At 56.4% G+C, this 23,941-nt stretch carries 18 protein-coding genes; 6 read left to right on the top strand and 12 right to left on the bottom strand.

The genetic code is table 11. The features are described from left to right. Positions 1-412 precede the first annotated feature (412 nt). The 5 genes from O9X91_RS12005 to O9X91_RS11985 all read right to left on the bottom strand — a co-directional run bounded on the left by O9X91_RS12005 (position 413) and on the right by O9X91_RS11985 (position 3,707). Positions 413-1,207, bottom strand: a complete 795-nt coding sequence (locus O9X91_RS12005; protein WP_142914193.1) for an endonuclease — start codon at positions 1,205-1,207, stop codon at positions 413-415. Then, positions 1,200-2,567: a DNA cytosine methyltransferase gene (locus O9X91_RS12000; RefSeq protein ID WP_142914192.1), complete on the bottom strand. Its 1,368-nt coding sequence runs from the start codon at positions 2,565-2,567 to the stop codon at positions 1,200-1,202. The genes O9X91_RS12005 and O9X91_RS12000 overlap by 8 nt, the downstream gene beginning before the upstream one ends. A gap of 10 nt (positions 2,568-2,577) precedes the next feature. Then, positions 2,578-3,018 carry a very short patch repair endonuclease gene (locus O9X91_RS11995; RefSeq protein WP_204814877.1) on the bottom strand — a complete coding sequence of 147 codons (441 nt, stop codon included), beginning with the start codon at positions 3,016-3,018 and terminating at the stop codon, positions 2,578-2,580. 66 nt (positions 3,019-3,084) lie between these two features. After that, positions 3,085-3,453 carry a type II toxin-antitoxin system RelE/ParE family toxin gene (locus O9X91_RS11990; RefSeq protein WP_142914190.1) on the bottom strand — a complete coding sequence of 123 codons (369 nt, stop codon included), beginning with the start codon at positions 3,451-3,453 and terminating at the stop codon, positions 3,085-3,087. 2 nt (positions 3,454-3,455) lie between these two features. Continuing rightward, the gene (locus tag O9X91_RS11985) at positions 3,456-3,707 is read right to left on the bottom strand and encodes a ribbon-helix-helix domain-containing protein (RefSeq protein WP_142914189.1); all 252 of its coding nucleotides are present in this window, start codon (positions 3,705-3,707) and stop codon (positions 3,456-3,458) included. A 571-nt stretch (positions 3,708-4,278) separates the two neighbouring features. On the opposite strand from O9X91_RS11985, the gene O9X91_RS11980 reads away from it, so the two are divergent. The 3 genes from O9X91_RS11980 to O9X91_RS11970 are packed head-to-tail and all read left to right on the top strand — an operon-like array spanning position 4,279 to position 7,984. Then, on the top strand, positions 4,279-5,532 hold the full coding sequence (locus tag O9X91_RS11980; protein ID WP_142914201.1) for a glycosyltransferase family 4 protein: 1,254 nt from the start codon (positions 4,279-4,281) through the stop codon (positions 5,530-5,532). Then, the gene (locus O9X91_RS11975; RefSeq protein WP_142914188.1) at positions 5,529-6,812 is read left to right on the top strand and encodes a glycosyltransferase family 4 protein; all 1,284 of its coding nucleotides are present in this window, start codon (positions 5,529-5,531) and stop codon (positions 6,810-6,812) included. The genes O9X91_RS11980 and O9X91_RS11975 overlap by 4 nt, the downstream gene beginning before the upstream one ends. Then, positions 6,809-7,984 carry a glycosyltransferase gene (locus tag O9X91_RS11970; protein ID WP_142914187.1) on the top strand — a complete coding sequence of 392 codons (1,176 nt, stop codon included), beginning with the start codon at positions 6,809-6,811 and terminating at the stop codon, positions 7,982-7,984. Before O9X91_RS11975 ends, O9X91_RS11970 begins: the two co-directional genes overlap by 4 nt. Here O9X91_RS11970 and O9X91_RS11965 read toward each other — a convergent pair. The 6 genes from O9X91_RS11965 to O9X91_RS11940 form a co-directional block, all read right to left on the bottom strand. Then, on the bottom strand, positions 7,948-8,556 hold the full coding sequence (locus tag O9X91_RS11965; RefSeq protein ID WP_142914186.1) for an LbetaH domain-containing protein: 609 nt from the start codon (positions 8,554-8,556) through the stop codon (positions 7,948-7,950). The genes O9X91_RS11970 and O9X91_RS11965 overlap by 37 nt on opposite strands. A gap of 3 nt (positions 8,557-8,559) precedes the next feature. Continuing rightward, positions 8,560-9,837, bottom strand: a complete 1,278-nt coding sequence (locus O9X91_RS11960; protein WP_162520621.1) for a hypothetical protein — start codon at positions 9,835-9,837, stop codon at positions 8,560-8,562. Continuing rightward, positions 9,834-10,430 carry a YdcF family protein gene (locus O9X91_RS11955; protein ID WP_244614303.1) on the bottom strand — a complete coding sequence of 199 codons (597 nt, stop codon included), beginning with the start codon at positions 10,428-10,430 and terminating at the stop codon, positions 9,834-9,836. Before O9X91_RS11955 ends, O9X91_RS11960 begins: the two co-directional genes overlap by 4 nt. Positions 10,431-10,539: 109 nt before the next feature. Further along, a complete protein-coding gene (locus O9X91_RS11950; protein ID WP_142914184.1) occupies positions 10,540-11,685 on the bottom strand; it encodes an MraY family glycosyltransferase in 1,146 nt (381 codons plus the stop codon). Positions 11,686-12,162: 477 nt separating this feature from the next. Continuing rightward, positions 12,163-13,422, bottom strand: a complete 1,260-nt coding sequence (locus tag O9X91_RS11945) for a glycoside hydrolase family 140 protein (protein ID WP_244614302.1) — start codon at positions 13,420-13,422, stop codon at positions 12,163-12,165. Positions 13,423-13,486: 64 nt separating this feature from the next. Further along, complete coding sequence (locus tag O9X91_RS11940) at positions 13,487-14,686, bottom strand: glycosyltransferase family 4 protein (RefSeq protein WP_142914183.1); 1,200 nt, start codon at positions 14,684-14,686, stop codon at positions 13,487-13,489. Between the two features lie 270 nt (positions 14,687-14,956). On the opposite strand from O9X91_RS11940, the gene O9X91_RS11935 reads away from it, so the two are divergent. From O9X91_RS11935 to O9X91_RS11925, 3 genes are all read left to right on the top strand, one after another. Further along, on the top strand, positions 14,957-16,189 hold the full coding sequence (locus O9X91_RS11935) for a polysaccharide pyruvyl transferase family protein (protein WP_269834310.1): 1,233 nt from the start codon (positions 14,957-14,959) through the stop codon (positions 16,187-16,189). 223 nt (positions 16,190-16,412) lie between these two features. Beyond that, positions 16,413-17,924, top strand: coding sequence for an oligosaccharide flippase family protein (locus tag O9X91_RS11930; protein WP_269834178.1), 1,512 nt, complete (start codon positions 16,413-16,415; stop codon positions 17,922-17,924). Continuing rightward, positions 17,921-18,880 (top strand): glycosyltransferase family A protein, encoded by a 960-nt coding sequence (locus O9X91_RS11925; protein WP_269827394.1) that lies wholly within the window; start codon positions 17,921-17,923, stop codon positions 18,878-18,880. The genes O9X91_RS11930 and O9X91_RS11925 overlap by 4 nt, the downstream gene beginning before the upstream one ends. A 32-nt stretch (positions 18,881-18,912) precedes the next feature. Here the strand turns inward: O9X91_RS11925 and O9X91_RS11920 are convergent, their stop codons facing one another. Further along, on the bottom strand, positions 18,913-23,292 hold the full coding sequence (locus O9X91_RS11920; RefSeq protein ID WP_269834177.1) for a CheR family methyltransferase: 4,380 nt from the start codon (positions 23,290-23,292) through the stop codon (positions 18,913-18,915). Positions 23,293-23,941 lie beyond the last annotated feature (649 nt).

Here is a 23,941-nt window from a genome sequence, read left to right as displayed (position 1 = left end):
AAGGATCGAACGCATCATGGCGGACCAGCCTAAATCATAAGCTCCGCGGCCTTCGCCGGATGGATACGGACTTTCACTGGCATATCCGAATTATGAGAGCGACGTATTCCCTCACAGCCGGTATACCAGCTCATCGCTAAACCGAAACGTCTCCCGGTTCATCCAAGAACAAGAGTATTATAGGTCAAGCATCGAAGACGGGGATAAAGGGAGAGATAAAAACCTTCCTAAAAATAAATAAAAACACTGAAAAAGCGTCAATCTACTGAAAATAATATAAAATTTATATCAGTAAAACATAGTAATAACGAGAAAGCGAACTAAAAAATTCACTCTCGTATCTACGATACAGCGTGCCTATATCAATGCAACGATCATCATCATTTTATAAGCATGATGGAGATATAGAAAATTAAGAGCGGTAGTTTCGTATGGCCGCCTGATCGAGATCGGCAGCAGGAACCAAACGATAGTGACGTTCTTCTACGATCTTCACTTGACCGTCGTCCAATGTGAGTTCGAGCAACGCAATAACACCTCCAGCCATGAACTGCGCCGCGATGGGTCGGCAGCGCATATCTGGAAACTTCTCGGTCGCGAAAGCGAGATCTTGTGATATCTGCACAACGCCAATTTGATCGTTACCGCCTTTAGCTTGCACCGGAATAACGTAATGACAACCATGCTTGTCGAGGCCGATATATACTTCATCAATCTCGATCTGCCCGACGCCGGAAACGGTCGTGCGCAAATGGTTTTGCAAGCTATAAGTTGTGAGCCCCAAGAACGTGTCAATCAGGCGATTGTAACGGACAATGGCAAGCAGCGCCTGCTCGTCGTCCAGCGCGTATGCGCGAATGAGTTCTGGTGTTGCATCTGGGATCGCGATCGTAGCGAGTGCCTCGCTCGGTACGATACGGGTGATTTTGACGAGGCGGAACCGATAGCGCGCCCGCCCCGCGCCTTCGATAACCCACTCCAAGCCCTCGGGCTGGGTTTCTAAGATTCTGTGGGGCAGAGGATATCTGAACCGAAACGAATAAATCAAATCACCGATGTTCTTCGGGAGCGCTATGCTTTCCTTTTTGGCATGGGATTCGATTTCGCCGCGTTCAAACTCGAATTCCACGACGCCATCTGCCCAATGATCGAAGAAGATATGTTCGATTAGAATGCGATAACGATTACTGTCGCCATTCTTAGCCATTGGCCACCTTCAATCGTTTGAGGGCGGCCTCAATTTCAGACTGCTTGCGTTTTTTAGCTCCACTCTTGCGATCACGCTTGGAACTGGGTTTCGCTACACCAAAATGTTCGGCAGCTTCGGTCATTTCCATATAGATAAACTTAGTATCACCGAGCTTCTGAATGCCACTGGCCGGCTTCGGCTTCACGCCAAGCGCCCGCACAACCTCGGACGCAATAGCCCGCGCCAATGGTGGAGGAACCGCATTTCCGATCTGCCGCGCACCATGCCATTTGGTGGCATGGAATCGGAACCAATCAGGGAAACCGTGTAGGCGGGCCATTTCACGCACGGTAATACAGCGATCATAGTCGTAATGGATAGGGCGCGGGCTGGTGAAAGCACCACGTGCACCGTCCGTCCCGGCACGCAGAGTGTTGGACAAACCCTTCGGCGGGAGTTTAAAGAAACGGCTGATCGGCTCAACTTCGCCTTGCGCCGTCGCGGCGAAGCGCCCTTTGGAAATTGCTGTATGTACCGTGCGGGCACTCGACGTTAAAAATTCTGGCATCCAGTCGCGAATGCGCCCGAAATGCCACGCATCGTTTGTCAAACAGCGCATTTCAGCAGCATAGTTCGATGGAGATTTAAACGCTGTCGTTTTCACGATATCGGTTTCCCTCAGCGTTTCGAAACGCTCTGCATCTGGCAAATCGCCAAGTGCGTCTTGGCAAGTAGGACCGGATGGAAGACCCTGAATATTCCGCTTGCCATCCGCCGGATTCGTGATGGCGAGTGGATAATCGGGAAGGTCGAGCCCCTTCTTTGCGCCGAAAAGAATTAAACGTTGACGGTGTTGAGGGACACCGTAACACGCCGCATCGAGAACCCGCCACGGCAAGCGAACCTGATAACCCCGCGCGTCGAAAGCTGCGACCAGCTCGTCTAGAAAGTCGCGATGCTTGCCGACCGTCAAACCTTTGACATTCTCAAACACAAACGTCTTTGCATCTAGCTCAGCGACGATACGAACAAAATCCATAACAAAGCTGTTTCGCGGATCATCGAGTATGCGGTGCCCGATCATCGAAAAACCCTGACAAGGAGGCCCGCCAAACACACAATCGATTTCGTGGCCTTCAAGGTCGGCAAGACGACGGATTTCATCCCCAGAAAGGCCTGCTACCGACTGCGGAATTACAGCGCAATCGGGAAAATTGAATTTATGGATCGCGCAGTGGATCGGATCGATCTCGACGGCGGCGGCAACGTGAAAGCCTGCCTGCTCGAAACCAAGACTCATTCCACCTGCTCCTGCGAACAAGTCGACGCCTACCGGGCGGCTCGAAGTTTTTTTTCTGGGCGATTTTTGATTCGTCATAAGCCGAAGTCTAGCCGTCGGTAGCGGCATTGTCGATCGAATTCGACAAGCCTTCTACAAAATTTGTAATCCGATTGAAGGCAGTTGGAAAATCGGCGAGTTCGCACTGCCAAACGACAAGTACTTCCCATCGTAGCGCTTTCAAGGAGGAGAGATTGCGGTCGTCGCGGATGCGGTTCGCCTCGATTTTCGGCCCCCAATATTCGATTCGGGATTTAGAGGGGCGGCCTTTGGCACATCCGTGGCCGTGCCAGAAGCAACCGTGAACAAAAATCGCTTTTTTCTGCGCTGGAAAAACGATGTCAGGCGAGCCTGGCAGATCCTTACGATGGAGACGATAGCGGAAGCCCGCGGCAAACAAAGCTTTCCGAATCACCTGTTCGGGTCCGGTGTTCTTTTGCCTGACGGATTGCATGATCCGTCGTCGTTGCTCTGGCGTGCGCGTGTCCATCAAAGGGAACATAGTGCAGCAGCATAGAAATTTCACCATCCGGTGACGATAGTAGGCTGTAATTCGTCACACTGTGACAGCTTGGATAATGCCCCTAGCATCGAGGGCCATAAGATCTTCTCTCAAGCGCACTGCCATATCCATCCGCTCGTGCAGAATACTCATCACACCCAGGTCGCCGCTATCAAGCTTTCGGAAAAACAGGTAATGATGCTCATACCGGCTGAAATAAGCCTCACTCTTGAGGTCACCGGGGACAGCAAGTCTTTGGGGCAGACGCCGCCAAAGCAAGTGGTTGTCGCAAAGGCGCTGCAAATGCGCGTGCAAGCCACGTATATAGGTCTCAGCCTGATCTTCACCCCAAGCATCAACGGTGTCGCGCCAGATTTTATCCTGTGCGGCATCGGCAGGCGCATAAAAGCGATAAGCTGCCATAACTAGCGACGCTTGTTTCGGCCGATTACATCGTCAGCAGAGACGGCTATAAACTCGCTATCATCTGCACGCATTGCGGGAGCCAGTTCCTTTTGCAAGGCATCCCATGCCTCGTCGCGGGTTTGCAAGTCACGTCGAATGAGCGCTCGAATATATTCGCTCGCATTCTCATAAAGACCGCCATCACCGATCTGCTGCTGGATGTGATCTTGCAGCGCGCCGCTGACTTTGACGTGAATGCTACCTGACGGCATGGCCTTTTCCTCTCATATCCTCAAACTATGGGAAGTGTAGCATATATTGTCAATATTCATCACAGTGTTCCAGCAACTCGTGCCCACGTAGCCTGCGATAAGTCCATGAGCGCCACGGTTGTCTCTCTATTTCCGTCTCCGAGCCGGCCCTTGTGGTGTGAGATATTTCCAAGAGAGAGGGCTTCATGGAGTAATCGGACCGAAAGGGGTAGCATCGGGCGCATTCAGCAAAAGGAGCGCAAAGGGGAGCAGTTGTTTTTCGCCGCCCCACAGCGTCTAGTCACAAGGCACTTCGTCCTCGATCTTGTCCTTGAGTTGTATAGTGACCAGCATGCGACCTACGCCAACCGCCCTACCATTCGCTGGCTGCGGTATTTTTCTGGATCTTATAACCCATAAGGGCGTCATCTGGGTTTCAGCTACCAAATGGATAGTACAACGCTAACTTCGGAGTACTGGCCACTCCGTATCATGAGTCCACTAGTCCTTACGACCAGCTTGCCGCTTGTCTTCACGTCGCCAAGAATGCTCCATCAAGACCGGACATTGGGCGGGAGAAAAAAGCGTGAGGATGATCTTCCTGAACAGATACGGTTTCCCCGACCAGTCGGCAACAAGCCGAATGATATCGTCTCTCGCTGTTTCGATGGCGCAGCGCGGAATGAATGTGACTGTCGTTGCAAGTCGCGAAATACACAATCATCCCGGCAGCGTCTTGCCCGCGGCCGAAACGGTTCGGGGTGTACAGATCCGACGGCTCGCAAGCGGTCGCTTCGGCCGGCACAGCCTCATGCGCCGGAGCATTGATTATTTTCTTTTTCAGGTGCTGGCATTCGCCTGGCTTCTGCGCAACGTTCGGGCGACGGACACGGTCGTTGTCTGCACCGATCCGCCGCTCCTCTCCGTCATGAGCAGCATCGCGATCCGCCTCAAGGGCGCCCTCATGGTGAACTGGATCATGGATCTTTTTCCTGAGACCGCAATCGAGCTTGGATTTTTCAGGAAACGTGCACGGTGGCTTGCGCCATGGCTGACACAGGCGCGCAACTGGTCTCTGCGATCCCCCGGCATGGTTGTCTGCCCTACCGACAAGATGGCGGAATTCCTTACCACGCAAGGCCTTGCAAAGGATCGCGTCAGCGTCCTGCATCACTGGTCGGATGGTGAGGAAATCTATCCTGTCGCGCGCGCCGACAACAGCCTGCGAAAAGCGTGGGGCCTGCAGGATGTGTTTGTCGTGGGCTATTCAGGAAACTTCGGGCGGGCGCATGAGTTCGGCACTATCCTGGCAGCGGCGAAACGTCTCGAACACCGGCAGGATATCCGGTTCCTTCTCATTGGCGGCGGACACCAGCACGCGGCTGTGAAGACTGTCGTTCAGGATCTCGGTCTTCAGAACGTCATCTTCAAGCCGCTGCAGCCCGTGGAGAAACTTGCTGAAAGCCTGAGCGTTGCGGATGTGCATCTGGTCTCGCTGCTGCCGGAACTGGAACACTGCATCATTCCAAGCAAATTCTATGGCATCCTGGCGGCCGGGAGGCCGACGATCTTCGTCGGCGACCCTGATGGAGAGGTGCCGCGTGTTCTCAGAGCCAAGGGATGCGGCAGCACCGTCGAAATCGGAGAGATCGATAAGCTCTCCAGCTCCATCGAAAAGCTCTGCGACGACCCGGATACCACGACAGCAATGGGGGATGCGGCACGGCGGCTGCTTTGCGCAGACTATTCCCGAGAAAAGGCGGCAGATGCCTGGGCGGTGCTGATCGCCGGGCTGCAAACTGTCGAGCCTTCCAGGCCCCCTATCGCTCAAGGTATCTCGTCATGAAAGACAAAGTCGTCGTCAGCCAACTCGGCGCCCGCATGCATTACGCCGTGCCGAGGATATTCGCATCCGCTGGCCGCCTTGCGCATTTTTACACCGACATTTGCGCCACGAAAGGCTGGCCCCGGATCGTCAATTCGTTTCCGGCAACCCTTTATCCCGCACCTGTCAAACGGCTGGCCGGCCGGCTGCCCAAAGGCGTGCCGACGGCGCTGACGACGGTGTTTTCCAGCTTCGGCCTCCGTTCCGTCCTGCGCCACATGCGCACCAAAGACATTGTCGAGGAAACCTCTCACGCGATCTGGGCCGGGTCTATTTTTTCCGAAATGGTCGCCCGACGCGGCTTCCACGGCGCAGCCGGGCTCTATGCCTTCAGCGGCGACGCACTCGAACAGATGCGGGCGGCAAAGCAGCAGGGGCTGTGGACCGCAGTCGAGCAGATGATTGCGCCGCGCGATGTCGTTGAAGCGCTTCTGGATCAGGAAATGAAGCGGTTTCCCGCATGGGCAGGTCCTGTACAGGAGAATCCGCATGCGCGTCTCTTCGCCGAACGGGAAAAAGCCGAGTGGCGTCTGGCGGATGTCATCGTCTGCCCGTCGGAATTTGTCCGCAAGAACGTCGTTGCATGCGGCGGGCCGCAAGACCGGTGTGTCGTCGTACCCTATGGGGTCAATGCCGCGGCTGCCATCGACCGGCCAGCACGCATGCCGGGACCAATCAGGGTTCTGACGGTGGGCGAAGTCGGGCTGCGCAAGGGATCGCCCTATGTTGTGGAAGCCGCCCGATTGATGGAAGGTGCCGCCCGGTTCCGGATGGCTGGCCGCGTTCGCATACCCGATGACGTCAAGCAGCAGATTTCACAATGGGTCGAGCTGAGAGGGATCGTTCCGCGCTCGCAGATCGTCGAGGAGTTTCGGTGGGCGGATGTCTTCCTGCTGCCGTCGCTCTGCGAAGGCTCCGCGACCGCCGTCTATGAAGCGCTGGCAGCGGGCCTGCCGGTTATAACGACCGAAAACACCGGCAGCGTCGTTCGCGATGGCATCGAAGGTTTCATCGTTCCCGTCTGCGATCCGGAAGCTATCGCGACTGCGGTGCGTGCGCTTGCCGACAATCCCGAACTCAGGCGGACCATGTCTGCCAATGCGCTCCTGCGCGCGGCCGAACATACAGTGGAGTCTTACGGCGAGCGGCTTCTTGCCGCCCTGTCCGGGCCGCATCTGTCGGGGTCCGCGGGACTTTGCCAGACGGTTGAAGCGCGATATCTGGGGAACAACGAGATATGAAGATCATCCACGTCATCGCTTCGATTGATCCCAAGCATGGCGGTTTGCAGGCCGTTGCCATGCGCCTTGCCGCTGCACAGGCCGGCCTCGGCCTCGATGTGAATATCGTCAGCTATGGCGACGCCGCGATCGAGGCGCAGGTCAAGGAAATCGGTCGTAGCATACCGCATTTCGAAAACATCCATTGGCATCTCCTGGAGCCGGCCGGGAGGCTGGAAACACTGTTCTGCTTCAGGGGCCGGCGCATGCTGAAAGCCTTGCTGAAAGATGCCTCCTTCATGCATATTCACGGCGTATGGGAGCCTTTTCTGCTCTATGCTTCCAAGCTCGCCCGCGCCGCTGGCGTACCCTACTGCATCTGCCCGGCAGGCATGCTGGACCATTGGAGTCTCGGCCAGCGATCGTGGAAAAAGAAGATCGCGCTGATGCTGTGCTATCGCAAGATGCTGAACGAGGCTGCGTTCCTGCATCTGCTCAACGTCGATGAAATGGCAGCTGTCGAGCCGCTGAATTTCCAGGCTCGAAATCTCATCATACCGAACGGTGTTTTTGCCGAGGAATTCGACCCCCTGCCCACCCGGGGACATTTCAGGCAGAAAATCGCCCTTGCGCACGGCAGGCGTTACATCCTGTTCCTCTCACGCCTGCACATCAAAAAGGGTATCGACATTCTTGCCTCGGCCTTTGCGGCTATCTCTGACACCTATGTCGATGTTGATCTCGTCGTCGCAGGTCCCCCCGGTGGCGCAGAGGGCCACTTTATGCACCTCGTCAAAAAACTGAACATCCGGCACCGCGTCTTTATGGTCGGGGCCATCTACGGCGAGGCAAAGCTCGAAGCCATGGTCGATGCCGACTGCTTCTGCCTGCCAAGCCGACAGGAGGGTTTCAGCATGGCGATAACAGAAGCGCTCGCCTGCGGCACACCTGTGGTGATCACCGACCAGTGTCACTTTCCCGAAGTCGGTTCTGCCGATGCAGGACTTATCGTCTCGGTTGACGCGGCCGAGGTTGCGAAGGCGTTGGCAAGCGTGCTCGGCAACCCGGCCAGGGCGAGAACGATGGGCGAAAATGGCCGCCGGCTTGTACTGGAGAGATTCACCTGGCCGGCCATTGCCCATGCCACGCTTGAAGGTTATCGGCTGAGCGCGTTGGAGGCCGCCGCTTCCTGACGGCGGGAGCCAACCGTCCTTGCCGGATTGCCGACATAAATCGTCCACGGCTCCAGTGACTTCGCGGTGACGGCGCGCGCGCCAAGTACAGCCCCCCTGCCGATCACGACACCGGGCCCGACGAAGGCTTCCGCAGCCACCCAGGCATCCTCCTCGATCACCACCGGCCGCGTCACCAGGGGAAACGCGCTGTCCTGAACGTCATGCGACCCGGTGCACAGATGCGCACGTTGCGAGACCGAGGCATATTGGCCGATTGTGATCATGTCGACGTTGTAGCAGATCACCCCAGGCCCGAGAGATGAATGACGCTCCATGACGAGGTGCCCCGGCCACCACACAATCACGCTGGAATACACCATTGCCGTGGTGTGCAGGCGCGCGCCAAAACTGCGCAGGAGAAAATTGCGCCAGCGGCGCATCGGTGGGGGCGTCCAGGAGGCAAGAAGCCGCCATACGATCATCCAGGCCAGCCGTTTCAACCGCAAATTCAGTGCAAAGGTCGGACCTCCGAAACGCGGCAGGGGCGTCTTTGCATGCTGGAAGGCAGGATCGTCGTATCGTGAGCGCATGGCCTATCCTCCAGCTTGAGACGTCAAGCATGGTATCTCGTATCGCCGCTGCCGCACGCGGGCGGGTATCACGGCAAATGCCAGCGCCGGCGCTGCAAACATCAGCATATGCACCCAAACCATGAGAACCCAGTCGGTCTGATGCGAGATGGCATGCATGGACGGTATGATAGATAACAGATAGGTGAATTGCGCAGCGAACTCGCCCGTGTTTGCGGTCACCCAGATCCGGCGCACCAGATAGGCGAGCAGGAAAAACTTGAACGCTCCCAGATACCAGAAGGATCCGAACGCATCCGCCATTCCGGTCTCCGTCGTGCCGAGGACAGGATTGTAGTCGCGCGATTGAACCGGCACCGGCAGCATGAAGGATTGCTTGACCTCTACGCCCACGAGTTGCGCGGGCACGAAGTTGAACACCAGCCTGTTCCAGTGGAACTTGCCGTAATCGAATTGCAGCGTGTTTGCCGTGTTGTCGATCCGCATGATCGCATTGCGCATCTCGTCGCCGCCATCCCGGAACACCTTCTCAAGATTGCCGACGAAATCTATCTTCTTGATGTCATCCCAGACCGGCGCGTCGTTGGCCTTAGTGATGGCGCGGTAGTCACCCATGCTGTTCATCGACAATGTGCCGAGGAAAAGCGCAATGATCACGAAGATACGCGGGATCGTCCATCCCTTGTAAAACCACCATGCCAGCGCAAACATCATGATGAGTTCCACCGCTTCGGCGCGCTTTCCCGTTATCACGATGCGATCCAGGTAAAAGACGAGATCGAACGCAAGGACGATGAGCGCCAGCCAGGAAAACCGCCGCGCAAGACAGAGCACCGCAATCGCCAGACCGTAGCTCAAAAGCCGCGAAAAGAAGATATACATGACCGGAACTCCGGTCATCTGCACCGCAATGGTCAACTCTCCCGGCAGCCGGCTGAGCTTGAAATAGAAGTAGGCGCCGGCGACCGAGAGAACGGCTGCGACGATCAGCAGACGTGTTTCATCGAAATCGATACGGAAGAATGCAAAGGGTTTCGCCGTTCTGCTCCATCCCCACCAGCACATGAAAAGGCACAGCATCATGAACAGCGCGGCTCTGGCAAACGCGCCTTCCGGCAGGAATCTTTCCGACGCCAGTCCGGGAACCTGCGGCAAGATGAAACTGAAGGTGATGACGCCCGTCAGAAACGGGAACTCATAAATTCGCTCCCGACGCATCATTCCCCAACAGATGAGCAGGACAACACCACCGAAGAGGCAAAAAACCAGAAGCGTGTTCATGAAGCGAACCCCGCCTGAACCGGAGGCAAATCCCGCACGAAACTGCTTCTGAGGTCGTAGAAAAGCGCTTTGGCGTATTCCTTGAACACCTGCACCCCGTCGCCGTTGATGGCAAGTCGCCACAGCGACACGGTTCGTTGCGCAGGAAGTGAAATCCACTGGATTTGTGGCATCACAAACCGGAAGCGTTTTACTGCGCGCCGTGAATGAAACCAGCTCGTGACCAGAATGGCGCTTTTTGCCCCCATTCCAGTCAGTATAGGCTGTGCGAATGTCGCGTTTTCCCAGGTGCTGAGCGAAAGACATTCCGTTGAGACGGCTGCGGAATCCACCCCCAACCGCACCAGCGTGTCACGGATGAAGTCGCAATCCCCATAACCAGTCACCAGGACGCGCGGCGCCTTTCCCTCGTGCCATAGTTTTGCGGCCCGGGCAGCTCGAGGAGGACCGTCGCCGCCCAGAACAACGATGACGTCGGCTTGCGCAGGCGGGTCCTCCACGACAAGAAGCGACCCCGCTGAAACGAGGGCAAGTCCGTAGAGCCCGACTGCACTCAGCATCATCAAGCCCAGTAAAATCGCGTTCCGTTTCAATGGCGGAGCGCTTCTGATGTTTTGGGAAATGCGAGAAGGCGAAAGCCGTCCTTTCGAAACCGGTCTCGAGGGAATTCGCGGTCCGGGCCACGGCGCTTTCATGATGGGGCTACTCTTCATTCGCCGATTGAATGGCTCTTGGCTCCGGCGTGGCGCTGGCGGCGGCCGGTAGACGCACCACCTCGCGGTAGAGATCGAAATTACCCCTGTCAAGCAAGGTTTTCGAGAGGTAGCCCGTCGCGGTAAGGACGAACGCGGTGTGAAGGGCAATCGGCACGAGAAGGCCGGCGGCCATTATTTCCGCCGGAATACCGGCTTTTATCCCTGCAAAACCGATGCCGCCGCAAATGAAGGAAATCACGACCAGCGTGTTCGTTGCAGCCGCCGGCGTGAAACCATAGTCCAGCAGCAGATGATGAAAATGCCAGCGATCGGCCGACATCGGACTGCGACCGTGCATGATACGACGGACAATCAGGCTAAGCGTATCGGTGATCGGCAGGATCACGATCCAGAGCAATGCCGGAAAGGATACGGCAGCGCTTGTGGTCGCCAGCAGGACGATCACATAGGCAATCGTCGCCCCCAGTGCGGTACTGCCAGCATCGCCGAGGAATATGCTCGCCCTTGCACGCCATGGACCGCGCATGTTGAAGACCAGAAAAGCGCAGAGGCATACGCAGAGTGCCTGAAGCGGCGCGATGATGTCGCCGACACCTGCGAAGATCGCCACGATCATCAGCCAGATCAACGCGACACCCGCTGTGCCACCTGCAAGCCCGTCGACACCATCAAGCATGTTCCACGAATTCACCAGCCCGGTCACGAAGAGAACTCCGATGACGAAAAACAGCGGCAGGAACAGATCCGAATGCTGCGTGAACAGCACGCCGATGGAGAGAGAGCCGATATCGGCGCCGCCTACGAGAGCGATCGCCATTGCCAGTTGCATGACAAGGCGTCCTGCTGCGGGTAGCGGCCGGCGATCATCGACGACGCCCATCAACAGGATGACCGCCAGTCCGAGCCAGAAGTTCATGCCGAGAGCCTCGCTCCACCCACCAACAAGGGCGGAAACAGCGAAAGCGGTAAAGATTGCAATGCCACCGCAAAGCGGAACCGCCCCAGTGTGACGTTTGCGGATGGAATCGGGGCGATCCACAAGCTGATACGCAATGGTCAGGTGCCTGAGAACGACGATGAAGGATACGCACAGGATGAAAGTAGCGATGGTGTTGAAGAGTATCCCCGACATGTCTGATCCCCACGCTGAAGCTTGGCGGCGCATCTGCAACGATATTCGCCTTCTGACGATCCTAAAAAACACCGGCCCTGAGGGGTATGCGGGCAAAAGGCGTGTGAAATCCACCAAAGGGAGAGGGTGTCGAAATTAACGTCTACCCTCCCTACCCACAAACCGGATCGACCATCGAAAGAGCTAGAGCGGTTCATTGTTAAATGGAAACGGTTCTGCCGGAGCAGGTTTTCGTCAGGGCAAAGGCGATTGGCGAAGGGCATACCCCCAGGGACTTTCGAGCCGATCGCCTTTGATCCTGGCGGAAAGATGCCCGGCCCTTCGGGTTGGCTGAAACGGGCCGCCTGATCGTCCGGCCGACTCCGTTTGAGCCAACACAACCGTTTCCATTTAACAATCAGCCGCTCTAGGTTTGAGACCTTGTCGACAAGCGGCCACAAATGGACGACCCGGCAACGAGCGGCATCTTGCGAGTGATCATTCCTGTGCGGAGAGAACGGCGATCCAGTCCTGAAAACCGAAAGCATTCGCCGATGCCGGCACCGTCACGTTGCGAAGACCGCTGCGGCCAAGACGCTCGCTCGGTTCGATGTAGATTCCATTCGAGGGATCATACCAGCGAAGGGTTTTCTCGCCTGCCGCCAAACTGTCGAGATCGATCGCAACGGAAGGAGCGTCGAGATAGATCACCGCGAAAGACCCATCCCTGTCGCGCGCCGCAAATGCGCCCGCATCGCTTTTCAGCAGACTTCCCTGATCGGGCACCAGCTTCCACCATGTCAGTTGTCTGAAAAGCGCGGCCAGATGGGTAATGCTTTGAGCACCACGGCTTTTCAGCGAACCTTGCCAGCTGTCCTTCGCGTCATAAAGCCCGGCGGCGGAAAAATGCCAGACCGGATTGTTGCCGAAGAGCTGGCCGCTCGCTCCTGAAAGCAGTGCACTATAGGCAATAAGACGAACCTGACGCTCCTGCACATCGTTCTCGCCTTCATAGGCGCTTTCAATGAGGAAAAAAGGGCGTCTCGGTCCAGAGCGATACCGATTGAGCACCGCCGTCGCGACATTGCTGTAAGTATAAATTGAATCGATATCGAGCCAGGAAGCGTCCCGCCAAAAATCGCTCGTCACGGTATCGGGATTGCCATGCACGGTCTGCAATGCCGAAGGATCGGTTTCAGCAATCCCCGTTGCAACAGCCGTGACCAGATTGCGATCAGGCGGGTCATAATCCCCGCCCTGCACCCAGATGATGTTGGGGTACTTCGCAAAACGCTGACCGACATAACGCCCATAAGCCCGCAGCTTTTCCGGCCCGGCCACGACCATTTCCTGATACCATCCTTCGGGGCCACCGCGTGCGCCGCTATAGGCCGGACAGAGAAGCACCAGCAGGTTGCGACTTGCGGCTGCCTTTATGACGGCTTCTGCCCTGTCGAAATAGGCCTCGTTCGGTTGCTCGAAGGCATCGCCTGCGAAAGGTTTCTCGTCGTAGAAGTTCGCTGGCGCCTTGCGGGAGAACTGATGCTCGATCAACGATACAAGCACGGTGTTGAAGCCCTGCCGCTTTCGCGTTTCCAGATAAAATTCCGCATCGGGAATAGAGGTATCGCCAATAAGCGACCAAGCACTGTCCCCGACAATCAGGAACGGCAGACCCTTGCTGTCTTCAAGATAACGCCCGTCCTGCGACGTCTGAAGCGGAAAAACGGTATCCTGTGCGTTGCCGGTCGAAAACATGCATAACCAGAGAAAGAAAACACTGCACAGATGTCCAAGTCGCCGCTGATCGCCGATCATTGCTTCAGAGCCGTTCACGAACGACGCGAAGCCAGTTTTTCAAGGGCAACGGCAGATAGGTTCTAAGACCCGGCCTCAAACCGGCGGGAATAGACCAGTCTTCCATCCTGAGCACCGTAGACAGGCCAGGACGGTCGTTCAGTGTCAGGGTAATGACTTCGTTATAGCGTGCGGCCATCCGTTCGATGCTGAAGCGGTTCAGGACCATCTCCTTTCCCGCAATCGACATGCGCTCGAGAAGATCGCGATCGGCATGCAAGCGCGCGATCGCATTCGCCGCTGCCGTATAATTGCCAATCGGGAACAGGAAGCCGTTTCGGCCCGGCTCGACAATCGTATCCGTCACACCCCGGATGTGAGAGACGACCGGGACGCATCCGCCGGCCATTGCCTCGATCATGGTCATGCCAAGCCCCTCGAAGCGGGACGGCATGATGAGAACATCGTGGCTGGCCATGATGACCGGTATGTCTGAAAGCTGAACGGATCCCGCGTAACTGACGCGATCGCCATGGCCGTCTAGCCTTCGCCTGAGCTTGCCCATATCCGGCCCATCTCCGACGATCGTCAAGCGCACAGCCTCGGGCGAGGCGTCCAGTATTTCCCGCAGCCACATCACGCCTTTCGAGGCATCTTCAATGCGGCCGACGAAGAGAGCCTTGAGTTCCGGCCTCCGGTTGAATCGCCGAACCGCCTGGCTGCGGAACGCGTCGCTATCCACCGCATTCGGTATGGCGTAGGTTCGATCCTTCGAAAAGCCGTTGCGCGCGACCAGATCGGCGCGGCACCGCTCCGATACGCCAATCGTGACATGGGCGTAGTCCCGCACCGAGCGCGCCGCTGCATATGTTCCAGGCGAGATATTATGGACGACGAGAATACGCAGGATACCTTCTGGCAGATAGCGCGCGATATTCGTCTGCAACTGATCGCCAAGAACGTTGACGATGACACCGTCGAACCCGCCGTCTTCGATGGCGGCCGCCATTCGCTCTGCACATTCGCGTTCGCTGAGATTGACGGGCATGCGCAGCAGTTGCCCGAAATCCTTTTCACCCTGGAGGTCGAGAGGCAGCCCGTATGTTTCCTTGCACACGCCGAGCCATCGCACGTCTGTGCCATAGGCGGCGAGGCCTTTGCGAAGATGTTTGAAGACGGAATAGGTGCCGCCGATATGGGGGAGAACAAAATAGGCAAGCTTCATGGGACACTCTCGCTCTTGCACCCACAATCCTGCCGCAACGGATCGACGACGGATAGTTCGAGTGGCTGCTAACGCGACATACTAAAAAGCCACGGGATGACAGTCAGTTGCATCTTAGACTTAGCTGTATCTTCCTTTGAGCGGTTTGCGTCAGTCAGACTATTCGTTTGACGTAAGACGCAACCCGAAGGTCGATGTGGGGCCGTACTGCTCCAGCAGATATCAATGCCATATCGAGCGTGTCGGCGCCGGGCTGCGATTGGAAAATAAATGAGGATCACTCTCCTTGGACAATTTGGCTCTGGTAATTCGGGCAATGACGGATCGCTTGAAGCCATGCTCATTTACCTGCGCAGGATGAGGCCCGATGCCGATCTGTTGTGTCTCTGTGCAAGTCCGACAGTCGTCAGTACGAAGTTCAATATTCGTGCGATGGGCGTTGGCGGTCCTCCCCTGAAAAACGCGTGGATGAGGCAACTGGACAGGCTGCTCGGCAAGGTGCCCTCACGGCTGAGGTTATTGGTCAGTTCCCTCTTCAGTTTCGACAAGGCTGACCTGATGATCATACCGGGGACCGGCATCCTGGATGATTTTCAGGAAAAGTGGTTCGGTTGGCCCTTTGTCGTGTTTTGCTGGTGTCTCGTTGCACGCCTTCGCAACACACGGATCGCCTTCGTCAGCATTGGCGCCGGTCCGATGAAAAGCCGTCTCAGCCGCTGGTTCCTGCGCTCGGCCGCACAGATGGCCTCCTATCGATCCTATCGGGACGATTTCTCGCTCAACTACATGAAAATGATCGGTGTCGACGTGTCGCGAGACCACCGCTACCCCGATATAGCCTTTGATCTTCCTGTTCCTGTGCCCCACCGGCAGAGCCCCGCCAGCGGCCCAATGAGAATAGGCGTCGGCGTCATGGACTATCGCGGCTGGCGTCACAACGATCCCGAGGCCGCCAGAATTTACAAGACCTACATCCATAAGCTCGCACAGCTCGTGAGCTGGTTGATCGGTGAAGGCCATAACATCATCCTTTTGATGGGGGACGTTACCGACAGGGTCGCCTGCGCGGATCTGATGTTTCTGCTGAACGACATGCTCTCCGAGGATGAGCTGGCCCATATCGACATCAGCTCGGCCGCAACGCTGCGCGATATCATGCAGCAGATGGCAGCGATCGACCTTGCCGTGGTGTCGAGATATCATGGATTGGTCTGCTCGCTGAAACTTGGAAACCCGACAATATCAATAGGTTATGCTCGCAAGTTCAGCGATCTGATGAACGATTTCGACCAGGAAAAATTTTCCCGGCACATCGATACGTTCGAAGTCGAGGAAGTTATCGAGCTGGTGAAGGAGATAGTCGCCGGAGCCGGGGCGGTGAGGCAGCGGATCGCCCACGCCAATGATCGCTTCAAGCGCCAGCTTTCCGAGCAGGAGGCGCTACTTGGCCGGGAATTTCTCTCAACCGATGCCGTCGCAACGCCGCAAAGCGTTACCCTTTAGACACGCAGTCATGCAACCTAATGCTTTCGACGTAATAGCGAGGCTCTTTAACACTAAAAGGGGTTAGACCGCACGTTGTCGCACGCCCTTTTACGGACATTCTCCAAACGTCCTACACCTACGGATCCGGCTGCCATCCCAACGGTCAGATTTCCAAGATAAAAGTCGCCACTCTAGATTTGACGCTACCGTCGATTATCGGCGACGCTGTCGGAGCCCTTCGATGCACAAAGTCCGCCGCGCCTTTTTCATGGCCATGCTGGAACAGCACCTCGGAATTGCGATCAATTTCGCTCTGATCGCGATCGTATCGCGGCTGCTCTCGCCGGCGGAAGTGGGCTTCGCCGTCATCGGCTACGGGGTGACGTCGGTGATTTTCGCCTTTCGCGAATTCGTTTCGTCCGATTTCCTCATTCAACTCGATGTCGTTGAACGCGATGACATCAACACGTCGCTTACACTCTTGCTCCTCGTCAGCGGCATTCTCGGGATCGTTCTCTATCTATGCGGACCCTATCTGGCGATTTTCTACCACCACCCCGGTCTCCAGCATTATCTTATCCTCGCAATTGCCGCCATCATGGCCGAAAGCCTGGGGATGCCGGCGTTTTCCATGCTGCGTCGCCGGCTGGCGTTCGGCACCATCGCACGCGTCCGAACCATCGGACTCGTCGTTATGTCCGTTGTGACGATCTTCGCTGCCAGCAATGGATGGGGCTTCGTCAGTTTCGCCCTCGGCCTCCTTGTCGGCAACAGCGTTGCCAGCGCCCTTGCCGCCTATGCCGATCCGGCCCATCGGTCAGCGCGCCTCTCGCTCAAGTCGTGGCGCCGTATGGCCGAATTCGGCCGTTACAGGGGCGCTGCCACCATCGTCGACAAATTATACGAGTCCCTGCCGCAACTGGTGCTCGGCTTTGCCATGACACCGACAGCGGTCGCGATCTACAATCGCGCCAATACCGTCTGCTCCATTCCCGATCGCATTTTTCTCTCGGCAATCTTTTCCTTCGCCTTCCCGGCGCTCGCCGCCGAAGTGCGCCAGGGTGGAGACGTCCGAAAGTCCTACCTGCGCGCCCTCAGTTACATCACCGTGCTATATTGGCCGTCGCTGATCATGGTCGCCATTCTCGCCGATCCCATTGTACGCCTTGCACTCGGAGACCAGTGGCTTGCCGCCGTACCGATCACCCGGATCCTCGCGCTTGCGTCGATCTTCTGGTTTCCAATGGTGCTGACCGCACCGCTGCTGATCGCCCTCAACGCCAACCGGGAGGCTTTTCTGGGCAATTTCGTCTGCCGCAGCGTCTCGGCAATTGTGCTCTGCTCCGCCAGCTTCTTCGGCCTCACCGCAGTAGCACTCAGCCAGTTCATCACACTGCCCTTCCAGATGCTTGTCGCCTTCTATCTGGTAAGACGCCATGCGCACTTTAAACTACCCGAACTGTTCGCAGCCATCGGGACAAGTGCTGCGGTGACCCTTGCAGCGATTGCGGGGCCGCTCGCCATATCCGTCTGGATGGGATTCCGCTTCGATTACTCCCTCGCCCAGGCAGGCGGCGCCATCCTCCTTTCGGTGGCGGGCTGGGGCGCCTGTCTGTTGCTTCTGCGTCACCCACTCGTCAGCGAAATACGTTCGACGCTCGATGCTTTTGCCGGGCGTCTGCGCAGGGTCGGAAAACCTCCTGCATCGGCTTCCATTCCCGACACCGTCGTTCCCGCAGCGGTGGAACCATGAGCAGCATCGATATCGTCATTCCCAACTACAATTACGGTCGCTTTCTGAAAGGATGCGTAGAGAGCGTCCTTGGCCAGAACATCCCCAACATGCGTATCCTCATCATCGACAACGCCTCCACAGACGACAGCGTTGCGATCTCCCGGTCACTCGCGGCAACAAATCCTCGTATCGAAACGAGCCTGCGCGCAAGGAACCTCGGCGGTCACGCGTCTTTCAACGAAGGCATCGATTGGGCTCGGGCAGACTATTTCGCCATCATCTGCGCCGACGATGTGCTGTCGCCCGGCGCCCTTGCGCGCGCAATGGAGGCGCTCGACAATAATCCCGGTGCGCACATGGCCTTCGGCCGAACCGCCTTCTTCCGCGACGACGCCGAAATAGCATCGTTGCCTAGCAGCGACGTCGATGGCATGCAGCTTCATCGCGGCATGGACTTCATCGCCAACGTCTGCGCGACGGGACGCAGCCCGGTACCAGGCCCACTCGCCGTCACCAGGACGCACATTCAGCAACATGCCGGCCATTACCGGCCAGCACTGCGCCATACCGACGACGTCGAGATGTGGATGCGGCTCGCGGTGCTGGGCGACATCGTCGAACTCGATGCCGTGCAGAATTTCACGCGTATCCACGGTGCGAACCAATCGGCTATCCTTGATAATGTGCTTGCCTGGAATGCCGAAATCGAAGCAGCACTCGAAAGCTTCTTCCGCAACGAAGGAGCTTTGCTCGCCAATGCCCAGACCCTGCTAAGGCGCGGCCGCGCGAGCCTGAGCGACCGCGCCTATTGGTGCGCGCTTTCCAATCTGGTCCAGCGTCGGCCAGGCGTGGGTCCCCTTCTCGCACAGGCTTTCCGCCTGCGACCCGCCTCGGCGTTTCTGCCACCGGTAAGTTATCTTGTGCGCCGGCCTGATGCCTTGCATCGCATTCGCGCAGCAATCGCCCGTCGATAGCGATCGACCGGCCAGTTTTCGATGATGAAGGCCTATTCCTCGGCATTCAGGACAAGCCGCAACAGCGCCGGCAACGAAGCTGATTTCGTTCGGCGCATGATTGAGGCGCGATGATTTTCGACAGTGCGCTGACTAAGCTTCAGATCGGCTGCAATGACCTTATTGGCCTGCCCCTGAACGATCCGGTCAAGGATCTGCCGTTGCTTGCGAGTAAGCGCCGCCAGCGTGGCTCGAGCCGTTTCACGCCGCTCTTCACGCTCGTTCGCTTCACGCGATCGCTCGAGGGCCGACTGCACGCTCCGATATATTTCCTGGTAAGAAAACGGCTTCTCGATGAAATCGGCCGCTCCATAACGCATCGCATTGATGGCCATACGCACATCACTGCGACCCGTGATGACAATCACCGGAAACCGATGATGTCTTTCTTTCAGCAAACGCAGCAACTCCATGCCTACCATGCCTGGCAGATACGCATCAACAAGCAGACAACCTGATCTGTCGGGCTTGTAGTCTGCAAGATATGCTTCTGCCGAAACATAGGTTGCAACCGTCCAGCCCTCACCTTCGAAAACAGCGCGCAAATTGTCCCTGATGTCCTGCTGGTCATCGATGACTTCGATGCGCCGGCCCGTCATCGGCTCCGTGTCTTCGGGGTCGACTGTGTGCTCCACCGTCTCGCCGGTTTGGCGAACAACCAGTGTCTCGACCACCTGCACGACGTCCCCGAGTTTCGCCGGCTTGTGCAGATAAGGAATTTCGTGCTGCGCAAAATCCCTCAGCGCCTTGCTTGAAATATCGCCTGTTAGAATGAGTGCCGGAACATTTCGGCGGAGTGCTTGCCGGATATCTTCAATCGCAACTATGCCATTCCCGCTTGTGGGAAGATTGTAGTCTGCGAGAACAACGTCGGGCATGAACTTCAGCCCTCGAACAATCGCGATTGCTTCGGCAGCCGTTGAGGTTGCAGCGACCACGTATCCGGTCTGCTCAAGCCCCATCTTGAGCAGATCGCGCATTCCGTTTTCATCTTCAATGATCAAAATCGACGCGGAAGACAGGGCAACCGCTTGACGCGAATGGTTATCGACGGGCGCACGCAGCAGCACAAGCGGCTCCCCAGCCGGTGCTCTATCGATCTCGATCATGAATGCGGAACCTTCATGCAATCGCGACCGCACCGCAATTTTCAGTCCCAAAAGGTCGCTGAGCCGCTTGACGATTGACAGTCCGAGTCCCAGACCACGGTCTTCCGCGCCAGCGGGTACGTCGAGTTGAAGATATTCCTGGAAGACGTCCGCGATATGGCTTTCGGGAATGCCTATACCGGTGTCCCAAACTTCGAACCGAACTTTTGCACCGACCCGGCGACAGCCAACCAGAATTTTGCCGCTCGGCGTGTATTTCAGTGCATTGGACAGAAGGTTGCGAACGATCTGCTCGAACAGACGGGGATCGGTGTGAACGGCAAGGCTGGACGGTACGACACGAAGTTGCAGCCCCGCCGCCCGAGCGGGATAATAAAATTCCTTGAACAGCCGCCCCAGAAGATCGCCGATCGCAAAGCTGACGATCTGCGGTTCCACTATCCCCGCTTCGATCTGGTTGATGTCAAGAACAGAGTTGAGTATGCCTAGCATCGAGGACAGCGTCTCTCCCATTCTCTGGACGAAAGTGCTCGTCTGCCCTTCCCCCACGCTCCTTTCCAAAAGCCCATGCAACAGCTTCAAGGTTTGCAGCGGCTGACGAAGATCGTGGCTTGCCGCAGACAGGAACTGCGACTTGGCCTCGGTCGCTCGCTCAGCGGATTTCTTTGCAGCTTCCCTGCTTTCGGCAACCTGTTTCTGGGCGCTCATATCGATGAAGGTGATGACGACCCCGTCGACGGTCTCGTTCTCGCCGCGATAGGGTTTGACGCGGCGGACATACCAGCGGCCGTCAGTTCCTCCTATCTCCCTGTCGACTGTATTGCCGTCGTGGAGGGTCGCCATAGCATCGGCTTGAAGCGTACTGTCGCCGCCAAAGCCGCTGAGGTCCGAGAGGGGGCGGCCGACATCGGACGATATAATCTTGAATACCGACCGGGTGGCTGGTGTGAAAAACCGTATACGAAGACTGGCATCCAGAAAGAGCGTCGGGACATCGGTACTATACAAGACATTTTGCAGATCGTTGGAAACTGCACGCTGACGCTCTAGTGCTTCGTGCAATTGATTGTTGAGAGCTGTCAGCTCTTCATTGAGGGATTGCAGCTCCTCTTTCGAAGTAACGAGTTCCTCATTCGTCGACTGATACTCTTCATTCAGAGACAGTGCTTCGGCGGTGATCTGCTTCTGTTCTTCGCCGGCAATTTCCAGATTGCGTATGGCGCCCTGCAATTCCGCCCGGGTCTCCTCTAATTCGAATTCAAGCTCGGTAATGGGCGACGCATCTGTCGTCGATAATTTCTGCGATCGGACAACCCTGTTGGCTTGCGCAGGATCTTCCACGAAACATATAAGGAACAGCTCTTCACCCTGACTGAACAGCGGCTCCACATGAATGCTGAACTCGCTATGCGCGCCGTTGCTGTCGAGTTTTACATTCTTGGCTACGAACGGCTTCTGATCCCGGGTCGCACGGTGGATCGCAGACCTGATCTTATTGTGGAGCGCCTTCGGTGTTATGGCGAACAGATCATGTGATGCCGGGCCTGAAGCGATCCGCAGGAACCTTGCTGTGGGGCCGATGGAATAAAGATATTCATACTTTCGATTAACGAGGACTGCGGCGGGCACGTAGCTACCCAGCAGAAGCTGGGCAACCGCGTCGGCATATGCGCTGCGTCTCGATGCTGAAGTCACCTTTCCTAGCGAAGAGGGAACCCTGACATTCCCGCCTTGGACAGCGCCGAACTGAAGATCACCGAACACTGGAAGTCCGATGCGCCGGTATACCCTTTCGGATTCCGAAATCAGCTTGAAACGGTCATCCATTCCGCCGACGGTTTCGGATTTTCCGATTAGTAAAATACCGTTTTCACGCAAGGCGAACCTGAAAAGCGACAAAACCTTTGCTTGGGCGTCTGCCTCGAGGTAAATCAACAGGTTGCGGCAGGAAATGAGATCGATCCTGGAGAACGGCGGATCGCTCAGGACATTCTGTACGGTGAATACCACCACGCCACGCAGCTGCGACGTCACGGTGTATCCGTTGTCGTCCCTCACGAAATATTTTTCCAGGAAGTCCGGCGCCAGCGATTTGACCGCCTCATGTGAATAATGTCCATCTCTGGCAATCGCGACCGCCGCGCCATCGGCGTCCGAAGCAAACATCTGTAACTGGAGACGAAGTCCCATGGACTGAATGAGCTCGAGGAAGAGAATAGCCAGCGAATATGCCTCTTCCCCTGTGCTGCAGCCAGCGACCCATACTCGCACTGTTCCGTGCGCGGCCTTTGCGCGGAGAATATCCGGAATAATGGAGTCGCGTAGAAAGTCGAACACCTTGCTGTCGCGGAAAAAGCTGGTGACGTTGATCAGAAGATCTCTGACGAGATTTTGGCGCTCTTCTCCGCTGTTTCCAAGCATATCAAGATATAGGTCTATGTCTTCGATCTCGATACCGAGAACCGCCATGCGTTTTTCGACCCGACGCTGGAGCGTTCCGTGTTTATAGGCCGAAAAATCGTTGGCTGTGGAAACTCTCAATATCTCGATGATCTGCCCCAGTTGGGGCATTGGGCGCTCCATCGAGTGGTCGGTTTGAAGCCGCGACAACAGCGCAATATGCTTGGCGATGGCCGCCGGCATCTCCGCGACGGGCAAAACGGTAGCGCCGATGCCCAGCGAAATAACGCTTTCGGGCATGCCATCAAACTGTGCCTCTTTGGGCTCCTGGACCAGAACAAGTCCCTTTAAGTCCTTGACTTGCTGGACACCGGATGAGCCGTCATATCCCGTGCCGGACAGGACCACCGCTATCGACCATGGTCCATATTCCCTGGCCATGGAACCCAGGAGAAAATCAAACGGCAAAGGTGCCTCATGCAGTTCCCGCCGGGGCGACAGATATATCCGTCCTCCGTCAACCGACATCAGGAATCTAGGTGGGATGACATAGACGTGCTCCGGCTCTATCAAAGCAAGATTGACCGCCTCGGTTACGACCATAGTCGTTTCGCTCGACAGAAGTTCTGCGAGTATACTTTCATGCGACCGGTCAAGATGCTGAACGAGAAGAAACGCACAGCCGGTTTTTTCAGGCAACGCTTTGAGCAGGGCTCTGAACGCATTCAGTCCACCCGACGAAGCTCCGACGCCGACAATCGGGAACATTCTAACAGGACTTGCTTCCTGTGATCCGGACATCGAACCGGCGTCTACCTCGACAGTAGAAGGAACCTTGTTACTATCTGCATCGCGTTCCGCCATATTCGCTCTCGTTAAAATTAACGCATATTCCAAACAAAAATCGACCCTTACGAAGCGTCGGGCGTGGTGGGTCAACGAAGTCTTGAAAGCAGCCATCAAGGCCTTGAGATCATTCGTCAGGGATACGTCGTCACCAAGCCCCGTCACGTGTGGGGTGCAGCGCGTCCGATTGTCGTAAGGTGCAATTTCAAAATGCGATAAACACGCATAAGTTGCCGACATCACAAACAAAAGTACGAAGGGAGGATGTTAAATCAATCCGGGCGCGATTATAATTCATCCAATATGGTTAGTGGGGGCGCACGAAAAATGACGATGGCCTGAAAGAGTTATATTTCTACAGTTCCGGCGTGTCTGATTGTCTGCCCACATCATGCCCGATTGAACACCGCCTCGAAATCTCAATCAAAAGTGAGTAATTTCCGAACCTTTTCCAGTTGTGATACTCCATTGTAGGATGCCGGGGTAGAAATTCGGGTAGTGCCACGTCTGTTGATTTCTGGCCGATTTTAAATTCCGAAAAATCCAGACCGCAACAGAGGCTCTTCCGAAGTTCTGATTGATGACGGCGTTCCGGGTTGGATTACCTCAAACTTCCGTTGTGCCGAATCTTGGATAAGAAAACTCTTCGGTTGCGTCTCTGCCAAGC

Source organism: Agrobacterium salinitolerans (genome assembly GCF_027498475.1).
GTDB classification, from domain to species: domain Bacteria; phylum Pseudomonadota; class Alphaproteobacteria; order Rhizobiales; family Rhizobiaceae; genus Agrobacterium; species Agrobacterium salinitolerans.
This window is presented reverse-complemented; position numbering and strand designations above follow the sequence as displayed.

Excerpts from the sequence above, each read along its gene's own strand:
- O9X91_RS11995 (WP_204814877.1), bottom strand. The coding sequence starts at position 3,018 with ATGGACACGCGCACGCCAGAGCAACGACGACGGATCATGCAATCCGTC.
- O9X91_RS11935 (WP_269834310.1), top strand. The coding sequence starts at position 14,957 with ATGAGGATCACTCTCCTTGGACAATTTGGCTCTGGTAATTCGGGCAAT.
- O9X91_RS11960 (WP_162520621.1), bottom strand. The coding sequence starts at position 9,837 with ATGAACACGCTTCTGGTTTTTTGCCTCTTCGGTGGTGTTGTCCTGCTC.
- O9X91_RS11980 (WP_142914201.1), top strand. The coding sequence starts at position 4,279 with ATGATCTTCCTGAACAGATACGGTTTCCCCGACCAGTCGGCAACAAGC.
- O9X91_RS11965 (WP_142914186.1), bottom strand. The coding sequence starts at position 8,556 with ATGCGCTCACGATACGACGATCCTGCCTTCCAGCATGCAAAGACGCCC.
- O9X91_RS12005 (WP_142914193.1), bottom strand. The coding sequence starts at position 1,207 with ATGGCTAAGAATGGCGACAGTAATCGTTATCGCATTCTAATCGAACAT.
- O9X91_RS11920 (WP_269834177.1), bottom strand. The coding sequence starts at position 23,292 with ATGGCGGAACGCGATGCAGATAGTAACAAGGTTCCTTCTACTGTCGAG.
- O9X91_RS11985 (WP_142914189.1), bottom strand. The coding sequence starts at position 3,707 with ATGCCGTCAGGTAGCATTCACGTCAAAGTCAGCGGCGCGCTGCAAGAT.
- O9X91_RS11930 (WP_269834178.1), top strand. The coding sequence starts at position 16,413 with ATGCACAAAGTCCGCCGCGCCTTTTTCATGGCCATGCTGGAACAGCAC.
- O9X91_RS12000 (WP_142914192.1), bottom strand. The coding sequence starts at position 2,567 with ATGACGAATCAAAAATCGCCCAGAAAAAAAACTTCGAGCCGCCCGGTA.
- O9X91_RS11925 (WP_269827394.1), top strand. The coding sequence starts at position 17,921 with ATGAGCAGCATCGATATCGTCATTCCCAACTACAATTACGGTCGCTTT.
- O9X91_RS11950 (WP_142914184.1), bottom strand. The coding sequence starts at position 11,685 with ATGTCGGGGATACTCTTCAACACCATCGCTACTTTCATCCTGTGCGTA.
- O9X91_RS11975 (WP_142914188.1), top strand. The coding sequence starts at position 5,529 with ATGAAAGACAAAGTCGTCGTCAGCCAACTCGGCGCCCGCATGCATTAC.
- O9X91_RS11945 (WP_244614302.1), bottom strand. The coding sequence starts at position 13,422 with ATGTTTTCGACCGGCAACGCACAGGATACCGTTTTTCCGCTTCAGACG.
- O9X91_RS11970 (WP_142914187.1), top strand. The coding sequence starts at position 6,809 with ATGAAGATCATCCACGTCATCGCTTCGATTGATCCCAAGCATGGCGGT.
- O9X91_RS11990 (WP_142914190.1), bottom strand. The coding sequence starts at position 3,453 with ATGGCAGCTTATCGCTTTTATGCGCCTGCCGATGCCGCACAGGATAAA.
- O9X91_RS11940 (WP_142914183.1), bottom strand. The coding sequence starts at position 14,686 with ATGAAGCTTGCCTATTTTGTTCTCCCCCATATCGGCGGCACCTATTCC.